11 protein-coding genes and 1 pseudogene are annotated in these 10,926 nt (G+C 37.1%); all 12 read right to left on the bottom strand.

What is annotated here, in order from left to right:
• Positions 1 to 1,198, bottom strand: a pseudogene (locus DW793_RS13000) (hypothetical protein); the annotation flags it as partial.
• Between the two features lie 28 nt (positions 1,199 to 1,226).
• Positions 1,227 to 1,394 (bottom strand): hypothetical protein, encoded by a 168-nt coding sequence (locus tag DW793_RS14805; protein WP_171028803.1) that lies wholly within the window; start codon positions 1,392 to 1,394, stop codon positions 1,227 to 1,229.
• Between the two features lie 3 nt (positions 1,395 to 1,397).
• Entirely contained in the window at positions 1,398 to 1,721 is a 324-nt protein-coding gene (locus DW793_RS12995; protein WP_117940415.1) for a hypothetical protein, read from the bottom strand.
• A gap of 14 nt (positions 1,722 to 1,735) precedes the next feature.
• Positions 1,736 to 2,899 (bottom strand): hypothetical protein, encoded by a 1,164-nt coding sequence (locus DW793_RS12990; protein WP_252969897.1) that lies wholly within the window; start codon positions 2,897 to 2,899, stop codon positions 1,736 to 1,738.
• Positions 2,815 to 3,468, bottom strand: coding sequence for an FtsK/SpoIIIE domain-containing protein (locus DW793_RS15510; protein WP_252969896.1), 654 nt, complete (start codon positions 3,466 to 3,468; stop codon positions 2,815 to 2,817). Before DW793_RS15510 ends, DW793_RS12990 begins: the two co-directional genes overlap by 85 nt.
• On the bottom strand, positions 3,465 to 6,719 hold the full coding sequence (locus DW793_RS12985; protein WP_118158388.1) for an FtsK/SpoIIIE domain-containing protein: 3,255 nt from the start codon (positions 6,717 to 6,719) through the stop codon (positions 3,465 to 3,467). Before DW793_RS12985 ends, DW793_RS15510 begins: the two co-directional genes overlap by 4 nt.
• Positions 6,716 to 8,044 carry a hypothetical protein gene (locus tag DW793_RS12980; protein WP_118158387.1) on the bottom strand — a complete coding sequence of 443 codons (1,329 nt, stop codon included), beginning with the start codon at positions 8,042 to 8,044 and terminating at the stop codon, positions 6,716 to 6,718. Before DW793_RS12980 ends, DW793_RS12985 begins: the two co-directional genes overlap by 4 nt.
• Before the next feature lie 79 nt (positions 8,045 to 8,123).
• Entirely contained in the window at positions 8,124 to 8,423 is a 300-nt protein-coding gene (locus DW793_RS12975) for a WXG100 family type VII secretion target (protein ID WP_117859663.1), read from the bottom strand.
• A 17-nt stretch (positions 8,424 to 8,440) separates the two neighbouring features.
• A complete protein-coding gene (locus DW793_RS12970) occupies positions 8,441 to 8,779 on the bottom strand; it encodes a WXG100 family type VII secretion target (RefSeq protein WP_117859662.1) in 339 nt (112 codons plus the stop codon).
• 15 nt (positions 8,780 to 8,794) lie between these two features.
• Positions 8,795 to 9,115, bottom strand: coding sequence for a hypothetical protein (locus DW793_RS12965; protein ID WP_117859661.1), 321 nt, complete (start codon positions 9,113 to 9,115; stop codon positions 8,795 to 8,797).
• The gene (locus tag DW793_RS12960; protein ID WP_118158386.1) at positions 9,105 to 10,619 is read right to left on the bottom strand and encodes a tetratricopeptide repeat protein; all 1,515 of its coding nucleotides are present in this window, start codon (positions 10,617 to 10,619) and stop codon (positions 9,105 to 9,107) included. The genes DW793_RS12965 and DW793_RS12960 overlap by 11 nt, the downstream gene beginning before the upstream one ends.
• Before the next feature lie 109 nt (positions 10,620 to 10,728).
• Positions 10,729 to 10,926, bottom strand: a 198-nt coding sequence (locus tag DW793_RS15505; RefSeq protein ID WP_252969895.1) for a hypothetical protein, incomplete at its 5' end; no start/stop codon positions are given.

The raw sequence follows: 10,926 nt of genomic DNA, 5'->3' as shown, positions 1-10,926 counted from the left end.
CATCAAGTGTTTCCAATATAATTAAATCATCTTTGTATCGTTCGTATGAAATTAAATCATCTTTGTATCGTTCGTATGAAAGTCGTTCTTTTACAATCACATAATGTCCATCATCAGTTTCCTTCACAATATTTAATCCATTTGTATAATAGTAATCTAATACTTTTTTTGCTATATCTTTGGATGTACTATCAATTGATGTTGTTTTTCCAATCTCCCGTCCAATAACATTATTTAACAAATCAACTGCTTGATCAGCATCACCTAAAGTTTTAAACCTATGCGAGTATATATCTTTGATTTCATGAATAACGTTTTGATTTTTTTCATGAGCATTACCAACTTGTAAGCCTATATTCTCTCCCCACTTACTTGTTATAATTGAAATCCAAAAAGTGTGTCGAAAAGCATTTACTTCTGATCCTTCTTGAGCATCATTATCTTCAAAATCAAATGCATTTGCAAAACGAGAGGCATTTGTACTAATATTAGTATTTCCCACTCCAGGCTTAACTTTTCCAATTTGAAGAGATATTATCGGATGCCTTAAACCAAATGATATAGTTTTTAAAGTGTCACTTTTGAATATCTTACCAAGAATATTAAGTGGATATCCAAGTAAGTAAATACTTGAAGCAAGAAAAGCGATACCACAAACGGTCACACTTACCACTGTAGCTAATTTTACAGACAATCCCAAAAAAGTCAATAGCGGAACTAACGATGTAAATCCCGTGATTACAATTGCTGTAATTATCAACACAGCGCCAATTACTATAACAATTTCTTTCCAATGCTCCTTGCACCATTCGCCGACTTTTTTGCAGCCGTCTTTGAATTTCTCCCAACGGCTTTTTTCACATTCTGGTGTCAGGTATTCGTATTTATTATAAAAATCGTCTTTACTTTTATTTATCGCTTCTGCGGCGTCTCCGTCAATTCGTACAACGTCAGATATAAAATCATTTATGTCCTGTTTTAGATTTTCCAGAGTTTCTATCTTATCTTCCTGCGTTTTCGTTGATGATTTTATCGAGCTGATAACATCATCAACATTACATATGCCGCTGTCAATTTTAAGAACTTTTGATTTAAGCGACCTCAAATCAGACTTATATTCTTTTACTGCTTTTTTTGCGTGGTTTATCAGGCTTGACATCTGATTTACTTTGCCTGCGTATAAAGTAATAGTTGCCATATATTCACTCCTTTTCTCCATAAATATGTTAAACAGATTTTGATTCTTTCTCCTTATCCTTATTTTGAGAAACAGAAAAAATCAAGTTATATATGGTTTCTTCGGAGTTTTCATTAAGTACAGTCAGCTTTTCGAGTTTTTCAGTCTGACTATCATTGAATCTCGTGTCAAGCTCACCTACACTTGGTTTACTCATATCTTATTCTCCTTCAGCCGTCTGTGGATTCTTATTAAACTCTCCGAGTTCTTCGTCAAGCTGAAGATAAGCGTCCTTAGTGTCTTTGACCACTCCATTGTTGATGGAATCAAGAATATCCTTTATCCCACCTATGTTCTCCATAATATGATCCGATTCTTTCTTATAAGCGTCTTTACCCTCACCTTTCCATTTTTTAAGAAGTGTAGTGTTTATATCGTTAAACTTCTCCTTTATAGCGTCAAATTCTTTGATCGCTTCCTCGCTTTTTTTCTCAAATTGTACGAATTTATCAATATCAGCCGATACAAAAGCCGAATCTGCCATAATTACCGCTCCTTTCAATATTTAATAAATTTCAATTTAACAAGTTTATCTGCTTCAATGTCATAACAATACCCGTCGCCTAATTCACAGCGAGCATAATCTTCTTTAAGCGTTTTTACATCCATATTTCCAAAGATAGTTTTCTGACCTCTTTCACCTGCAAATTCTGCTACATTGTCAAGCAAAAATGCAGTGGAAATATTATTGTTGAAAAATGAGTTTTGCTCTCCGTCGCTTATTTTCTGAACATCCGAAAAAATGAACAAAAACTCACGTTCCTCCGCCACTGCGGCAAGCTGTGGAAGTATTGAATTAATAAAACGTTTGCCTTCTGGAGTGTTTAAATATATCAGCTTGCTTTGGATAATGAATACTGTAAAAGGAGTTTCATCCGTATTGCAGCCGGGAATATTTTCATACTCTTTTTTCAAGTTCTCACTGACTCCATACATTCCCGCAAGAAACTTTTTATCCAGTTCTATGTAATTTTCATTGAGATACAAATAGAACTGCTGAAGCGGCGAAAGCTTTCTGTTTACAATTGTTCCGTCCTTTAAAGGCAGATCTTTTTTATCAAATTTATTTATCAGAACACACTCCCGAACCGCTTCATATTTTTCATATATTTCGCTTAGCTGATTACGTCCATCGTCAAAAAATACAAGACGTATGTCATCTTTCTGTTCTACCAGACCGTTGATCAGCAGATTCAGAAGATTGGTCTTTCCGAATTCTTTTTTGCCGTAAATTGCAATTACATGGGATTTTCCTAAATCGACTGTAACAGGACAGAAATCTACATAATCCAGACCTACACTTACAGGAAACTTGACTTGTTCTTCAATATTCGTTTTTTGTTTCAGGCGTATATAGTCATCTTTATTCAGTTCTTTTGGAAATGTCAAATATTTTTTGACGTGTTTTCCATATTCCTGTGTATCAATATCAAAATCGAATTTTTTTCTTAATGCAGTCTGAAATGGCAGCGATTTATCATTATTACTGATTTCATTAAGAGCCTGAGCTTTAAAACACTGCACTTCATACGGCAGATTCATACGAAACGTACCCGTAATACCCTCCGGTTTTACTGTTACATTTGCAAAACCATGACCAGGATTATTACCAATAGCGTCGACCTTACCATTGAATATGTCAGCATACTTGTCTGCTGGCATTTCAAATGCGATTTTCTGCTTAAAACTGCCATATATGAATTCAATCCCTTGGTTTCTCCCGCCGTGACCACAATGGTAATTCCTTTTGACAGACCATCTCTGCAAAGCTTTGCAAGCTTTTCCTGATATGCAGTATATCTGGATTCATCTATAAAGGCGTTTACGTTGTCGATAATAAAAGTTGTATGTATAGGCTGATTTTCTGTAGTTTCTCTGTAGTTTTTACCGTTCAGGGTCTTGATATTGTCTTTTAATATGTTATCCATTACCTTGAAAACACGTTTCACATATTCCTCGTTGGAATTATCAAAATATGCAGATACCAATGGCAAGCTGCGATATTCTGACAAAGCTCCGCCAAAATCAAGAATGAATATCTGCTCTTGATCTTCGTCATATTGTTTATGAAGAATATTGACAAGGTTTTTAATGAAAGTCGTCTTTCCGCTCATAGCAGAACCGAACAAAATCAGATTGGAATCCAGCAGATCAACGATAAAAGTCGGCTGCATCTGAATTATTGGTATATCGAATTTGCCCAAAGTACACAGAATTTTTTCTCTGCTCAACTTAAACCCTCCCAATCTGTTTTATCCGTAATTACGCCCGGCAAAGGTGGCAAAAATATTTGACGAGGTTTCTCCATGTTTTTTCCTATTTCAATAATGGTTTTAACAACATAAGCCAACTGAGTATCATGCTCACTAACATTTTCACTGCGTTTTTTCTCTATAATATTGTCCTTTTTGGAGGAATAGAATCCGTTGTTGAATTTACCTGAATTTGTTGCTTGAGTAACAATGACTGCCGGATCAATATTGAGATTTTTATTAGCTCCAGTGTATGCAGACTGAAAATACTCAAATCTCGCACCCGTTCCAACAAGCAAATAAGCTCGTCCGTTAAGGGGCATAGTCGGAGCAGCGGCGGCAGGAGTTCCTATCATTTCCTTTGAGGCTTGTTTTGTGGCTACCTTAAGACATATTCTTGCTTTGGAGTTTACACGGATATCATCGGTTATAGCTCCCTCGATATTCTGTGACACAAGTATGATATGAAATCCTAATGTACGTCCCACACGAGCAATAGTCGTTATCTCAGCAATAAAATCGACATCGTTGCTCTCGCTTGAAAAACGTTTCAACTCAGTAAATTCATCGACAACGAGGACAAGATGCGACAATGGTGAAAGCTCACTCAGATCCTTACTCAAAATTTCTTGCTGCTTATTGTTAAGTTTCTTTTTCAGCTTTTTGATTTCTTCACTGTTCTCCTCGTCGGATTCAAGCTCCTTTATTTTTCTGATAAGTCTTAATGCTCTGATATACGAATCAACATTATCAACTCCGAAACTTGAGAGCAACAATTTACGCCTTTTTATTTCAGCATTAAGCGTTTCAAGAAAACGCTTTAGCATATACGCAGCAGATGTTCCCTCATCCTCTCCTGCCGTATCCGTTACTACTCCGACGCAGTGCGGTAGATCTCCCAAACGATCGGAAAAGCCGCCGCCTTTCATATCAACAAGCATAAGATTTAGATCCATAGGTGAGAATTTCATGCACAGTCCTATAAGGTATGTAATTATTGTTTCGGATTTACCTGAACCAGTAGTTCCCGCAACAAGCATATGAGGTCCGTCTGCCTTTTCGTATAGATCTAGATACATTGTGCCGTGTTCATGCTTACCGATTGGAACACGAAGATTTCTTGTCACGTCATTTCTATCAATATCCTCCCAGCTCTTTCGTATGCTTGATTTTACTTCGCCGTTTTCGACTTTCTCGGAATTATATCCGTATAGCTCAAACAAAGTAACCATAGAGGGAACCTTGCCATTTTCTGCAATACGAGTATAGTAAATTGCACTTAGCTGTCTGAATGCAAGATCAAACTTATCATCATAGCTTTCTGGACCAAACATATACTTGTTCTGAAAATATTTATACTCTATCAATTTATCAGTATCATTTGCCTTGGTTTTATCGCCCTTGTCCTCGCTTAAAACATTCAAGGTTTCTCTGCTAAGAACGTTATATCTAAGGCTCACTTTTCTTTCCTTTTCATTCTCTTTGTCAATATTTACGATATTTCCACAGTATTTCGGAAGCATATCCTTTACAGGTCGAATGAAAATAAAAGTAAGTCCAAGCAAATTGATATAAGGCTCACCCTCTTTTGGAACTTCAGGCAAGAACTTTGAAAAACCTGTTTCCTTTATATCATAATCATCGAAAACCACACATACTATCTGTGTGAGTTTACCGTCTGACACAGAATCATCGGTATCTTCCTTTTTATTGTTGGACCGGCTATTCATAATACTGAGAAGCTGTCCGAAAACTATTCCTGAGCTGTCCTTATCAAATACAAACTGTGAAACACCGTCAAGCAATTCATTCGTGTGGGGCAGATACTTATAGTTTTTCAGTATTTCATTCTGCTTCTCAATTTTGTCCTCTTTGTCGAAAAAGAAAACAAATTGCAGATCCTCGGGCGAATGATAATATGCCAGTTCGAAAACAACATGCTGAATAAAGCGATGAGAAGTCTGAACATCATTTGATATAACGCCCAAAGCCCCACAGTTTTTCAAATCTATCAGTAAAGGCGGTTTTTTACCACTGTCACTTCTGAGGTAGTTAAATCCGATAACCTCGTTATCATTCTTAGTGTCCACGCCTTTATTTGCAAAATTGTACGCTAAGTCGGTAAGGAGGAACTTATTTCGCTCCCTTTCAGCTATTTCCTCGGGAGAAAGCTTTTTCAGCTTTCTGTTCTTTTTCTTTGTCGGAACTATTATTTCGATCTCATCCTTGTTACGACGCATTTTGTAATAAATATCGTAAAAGATATTATCCTTTTTCTCGCTTTTGATCTCAAAAAGCGGCTTTACCTCATCAGAAGTGCCAAGCGATATTTTCATAAAATCATTATCGTTCTGAGATCTTGAAAAAATAATACCGTTGATCTCGGCAGTATTCTTAAACAATGTATCCATATTCGGATACACGCTGTTCAGATATACAATATCGCTTTCCTGCCATTCTTTTATTGTTCTGATAATTCTGGCAATGTAGTTCTCATAGTTGTTCTTCCATTCCTCAACGTTCTTTTTATAGTCGGTCCTTTTTTTCATAAAGCTGTAGAATGAAGTAACCAAAGATACTACTCCCATAGCACCCGACATAAGAAGCATAGTATTGCCCATAGACGAAGCACTCGGCACAAGTTTCATAATAAGAAAACGTGCACCAAGCATTCCTCCTGTGGAAAGCACGGTGGGAATAAGAACATCTAGAAGCGATGATTTATCCTTTTGGGGCATATCATTGGGCGGAATTATGTCTATTACCGAGGATTCAATGACATTCAGTCTGCGAGTACTTATATTATATTCAAGCGTATCTTTTTCTTTTAAGATATAGCTGTTCTCTTCTTTTTTAAACAAATAAGACGGCTTGATCTCCTCATTCATCGTAAACAGGACGCAGCTTGAGGTTACAAAACCCAACTTATCAAGCTCTGCATTATAAATTTTGACCTTTTCGCCGTCTTTCACAACATCTGTTGTAAAATCTATCACATTATAGCTGCCCTTTGCCGTATACAGCACCTGAAGTTCTTTTCTGGTTTTGATATATTGCTCAAGCAACTCGAAACATTTCTCATAATCCGGGGATTTTTTTAATCCGTAATACAAAGCCTCGATAAAAGCTTTGAGGGTAATATCCTTAAGAACAAGAAATGAAAGCTCCTGACATTTACTCTTATCGTCAAATTCAAATCTTGCGGATATCATTATTTCGTTGTTTTTCATAATGTAGTTTCCTTATTCAGCATGGAAAGTATGTCCTGTGCTTCTGTTCCTGTTTCAAAACCTTTGCAAACTTTTATATCAGACAGCTCAGGTCGGCTTAATTCGGGTTTCTTAAAATTTGTTATCGGTTTAAATGTTTTTACCTTTGCATTTAGTTTTGGTATGATCTCCTGAGGTTTTGTAAAGCTTCCTATATTTATATTCACTTTCGGAAACTCAGGCAGCTCTGTCTTAATATCCTGCGGCTTTTTAAATGGCTTGACATTAATACTTGGTTTTGCGATAGCAGAAAGCTTGATCTCTCGTTTTTCAGGAGCATGAAACTCTATACGACTTACATCAGGCTTGCGGATCACAGGCAACTTAACCGCTTCAAATTCAGGTTTCTCAAATGCCTTTACTTCAACGTCAGATACAAAATTTAGCTTAATATCAAGCTTTGGCTGCACAGGAGGCTGAAAACTGCCTATTTCAACTTCAGCTTTTCTTATTTGAGGTAGATCAGTAACTGTGGTTTCGGGCGTTTTAAACGTTCTAATTTTAAAATCAGATTTCACATTAACAGAGATATCCGGTTTATTTCTTTTCGGCTGTCGGAAAGTCGGCATATTAACGTTTACTTTTTGAACTTCGAGAAAAGCTTTCAAAGTAAATTCGGGTTTTTCAAAGGGTTTTATCACCGTTTCAGGTTTTGCATTAACCGCAAAGTCAAGCTTAGGTTTTTCAGGTGGTACAAAAGCTCCTATTTTAATTTTCGAAATTTCTGCTTTTGAAAGAACAACCTTGTTTTTTTCAGGAGCAATAAACTCATGCAGATTTAACTTGGCAGTTTTTTTGATATTTACCGGTTTCAAAAGTACATTCTCTAATCTAGTAAAGGTCGTATCGGGTATGACAGGTTTTGATAGTTTGTGTAATACATATTGCTTTTGCTCATAACATTTTAAATTATTGGCCTTTGAAAACAGTTTATGATTGAAACCAATTTGTTCTTTAAGAACAGCGTTTGATTTAATTACTTCAGATATATTGATTTTTTCGCTCGCTTTGCCGATAAGATCATCAGGGAGTTCAGGCTTTTGCATAGGTTTCAGACTGAGCTTTTGCCGCTCGGGACTTATGAAAGGTGCAAACTCGATTTCCCTGATAATATCGATTGATTTCAGGTTCGGTTTATACGGCTTGATCTCCGCATTTTCAAGTTTTGTCAGCTTTTCTACAAAAGCCTCTCTCTGCTTATATATTTTAAGTTCTTTTTGATAGCATTCTACCTGTTCGTCAGTAAGCAGCGATATTTCTTCGTCATTAAGTATTTTAAAAGCCATGTATATACCTCCCAAGATAAAAATAAGCGCAGCCTAAAACCTTTGATACAAAGCAATGTCAGGCTGCGCTTTTATGTACTTAACCGCCGCTTATATTATCAGCAATCTGCTGATCAACCTTTTCAAAATTATCTCTGTTCGCTTCAAGAAGAGACGCCATACCTTCAATTGCTCCAGGTAAATCTGTTGCGACAAAATTATTAATATCGCCGTCAATCAGAGTTTTAAATGCATCCTTAGCCGCACCCTCCATATCTGCGATCGCACTGCTAAGTGAGGTTATGAGCGTTTCGCCTGCAGTTCTATATGATGTTGCATAACCGTTGATTGCTTCCACAGCGCTTGAAACGCCTTCGTTTACTATTCTGCATCCTGCCATATCTATTACCCTCCCGTTTATTTTCTGTTCTCTGTCGCAAGTGATTCGTCAACGCCCCGTTCCGCAGGTATTGCTTCAGAAATTCCATCTACGATATTATTCATAAGAGTTATAATCTGCATTACTCCAGAATCGTTAACATCCGTATTTGCAACAGACTTAATATTGTTATCGTAAAAATATTTAAAGCCGTCTGCCGCACTTCCGCTGAAATTACCTGGAATAAGAGCACTCATAGTATCCTCCAACTGAGAATACAGAGTTTTTACAGTATCCTTATACTCCTGAATTGCGTCTTTTGCATTGTTGATCATTTCCGGCGTTACGTTTACCGTACCGGTGTTTCCCATTGCCATAGTAAAAGCCTCCTATTAATTGAATTTAATGTTTTGCATCAGTTGCTCATATTTATCAAACACACCTTGATAATATGGGGTATCTTTTATATCATCAAGTGTTTTTGACATCTGGTCAATTACAAGGATAAGGTCGTCTATCGGTTTGATAAGTACGTCCTTTGCCTCGATCTCGATCTCTTTTCCGGCCGGCGTATCTAAAGCCGTTGTCAGGTCATTATACATCTGTTCCAGCGTAGTTTTAAGCGTTTCAGCTCTTGTTTTTAAAGCAGACATTTCATTCGCCGCAGTTTTAAAAGCCTCACTGCTCAGCTTAATATCCTGTTCAAGAGTCAACGGATCTCGCCTCCTCTATTTTTTCGAGTAAAGGCTTTCTCAGTTCGTTAGCCAGAAGATTACAAAGATGTTCCGCCTCTTCATACTGACCAATATCCATATAACACTGAATTCGGAATGTCACAGCCGCCATATCGCTTGAGTCTTTGATCATAGCGTTTCTGAAGTATTTTATCGTTTCCTCATACTTCTGCTTTGTTTCAGGCGAGCCAAGCTCCTTGTAGGCGTTTGTTTCGCTGTAAATTCCTATGTATGAATTCTGAACGCTTTCGCTGCTCTGCAATTTTCTTGCATAGTCGATCACCTTATTGAATTCCTTTTTCAGAGTATATGCTCCTATATACAGACGATTGATCTGATCTATATTTTCGGGAGTCAATTCAATTTCTTCCGTTTCGTCAAGCTTGTACGCCGTTTCCTCGGTATCGGTTTCATCTTCAACGTTCGTAAGATATTCTCTTGCTCCGTTTTCATCGGGTTCAATGCTTTCAGCCAATTCTTCCAGACCATAATCGCCGTATTTTTCAGCAATGCGTTCCTTATCGGCTTCGATCATTTCCTCAACATCATATTCTGTAAGATTAACAGGCTCAAATTCCTTATCAATGACATCAAAACCGAGATTATATGACTCGGCAGGATTTTGTGCCGCATTCAGACAGTCAATGGTTTTATCGGGATTTTCAAGCTGCAAATATATTTCTGCGGCGTTGATATAGCTTTCGATTACCTCTGTAGACGTAGGTTTTAACGTTTTCAAGGCTTCTTCAATAAATGTAAGAGCCTTGTTATATCGCTGCTTGTCCTTATCGGTCTGATACTTCTGAATCTCAAAGGTCATGCAGTCAAAGTAGTAATCCATTGAAAGCTCGGCATATTTCTTAGCCATTTCAAGTTCCCGTTCTGCGGCGTCGAGGCGGTTTGCCTGGCACAGCAGTTTAAATGCAAGCTGATAGCCAGTGTAGTCTGACGGTGCGACAAGCTTCATCTGATTGGTGGTAAGAAGTCCGTTTCGGATATCATTCTTCATGCCGTAAATAATTGCCTTACGTTTCATGATATCCATATCCACACCGATTATCTGCTCCGCTTTTTCAAGATTTACAAGTGCATCCTTATATCTTCCTATATCGAAACAGATTATTCCGAGCAGGTTATACAGCTGGACTGTGTTCTCAGGCGAACAACCAAGCTCATCAGCTTTTGCAAGATTTTTTATAGCGTCTGCCGCTTTTTCGTTGGTAGCAAGGGCATACCCTAAGTTAAAATACCTGTTGCCGTTATTCTGATCAAGCTTGACCGCTTTTTTATAGCTCTCGACCGCCTTTTCATACTGCCCCAAAGACATATACGCATCTCCTGCACATTGATAAGCGTCAGGATTTTTTGGAGCAAGCCTAATTGCCTCGTTTGCTAAATGAAGAGATTCGTTGTTTTGGCTGTTTATGAATGCAAAGTGCGAATCTGCTAAAAGCTGTGAAACTTTTTCTTGGTTTGTGGGCATTTTATCACCTCCATATTGTTAAAGTAAAATAATTTTAATTGCCAACTATTAGTTTTATTGCTTTTATATTTTTGATTGCGATTAATCCCATTGCTAAATGAATACACTTTTACAATTTGACACAACTAATCTTTGTTGGGAGCTCTTTCCAGAAATTTTCCAACTGTATTCCAGAACTAATGTCTTTTTGTCTTAAGCTTATATAAGTCAAAACATCTTCTAAAGAATCCAATAACCCATATTTATTGACATATATACCTTTTGCATTTAAATCGTCTTTAAAATAGTTATATTCATTTTTTAAATA

The organism is Ruminococcus sp. AM31-15AC, assembly GCF_003462045.1.
GTDB classification, from domain to species: Bacteria; Bacillota; Clostridia; order Oscillospirales; family Ruminococcaceae; genus Hominimerdicola; species Hominimerdicola aceti.
The sequence above is the reverse complement of the archived record's forward strand: the minus strand, read 5'-3'. Positions and strand labels throughout refer to the sequence as shown.

Coding starts and splice junctions, on each gene's coding strand:
- DW793_RS14805 (WP_171028803.1), bottom strand. CDS start 1,394: ATGAGTAAACCAAGTGTAGGTGAGCTTGACACGAGATTCAATGATAGT.
- DW793_RS12995 (WP_117940415.1), bottom strand. CDS start 1,721: ATGGCAGATTCGGCTTTTGTATCGGCTGATATTGATAAATTCGTACAA.
- DW793_RS12990 (WP_252969897.1), bottom strand. CDS start 2,899: ATGCCAGCAGACAAGTATGCTGACATATTCAATGGTAAGGTCGACGCT.
- DW793_RS12985 (WP_118158388.1), bottom strand. CDS start 6,719: ATGAAAAACAACGAAATAATGATATCCGCAAGATTTGAATTTGACGAT.
- DW793_RS12980 (WP_118158387.1), bottom strand. CDS start 8,044: ATGGCTTTTAAAATACTTAATGACGAAGAAATATCGCTGCTTACTGAC.
- DW793_RS12975 (WP_117859663.1), bottom strand. CDS start 8,423: ATGGCAGGATGCAGAATAGTAAACGAAGGCGTTTCAAGCGCTGTGGAA.
- DW793_RS12970 (WP_117859662.1), bottom strand. CDS start 8,779: ATGGCAATGGGAAACACCGGTACGGTAAACGTAACGCCGGAAATGATC.
- DW793_RS12960 (WP_118158386.1), bottom strand. CDS start 10,619: ATGCCCACAAACCAAGAAAAAGTTTCACAGCTTTTAGCAGATTCGCAC.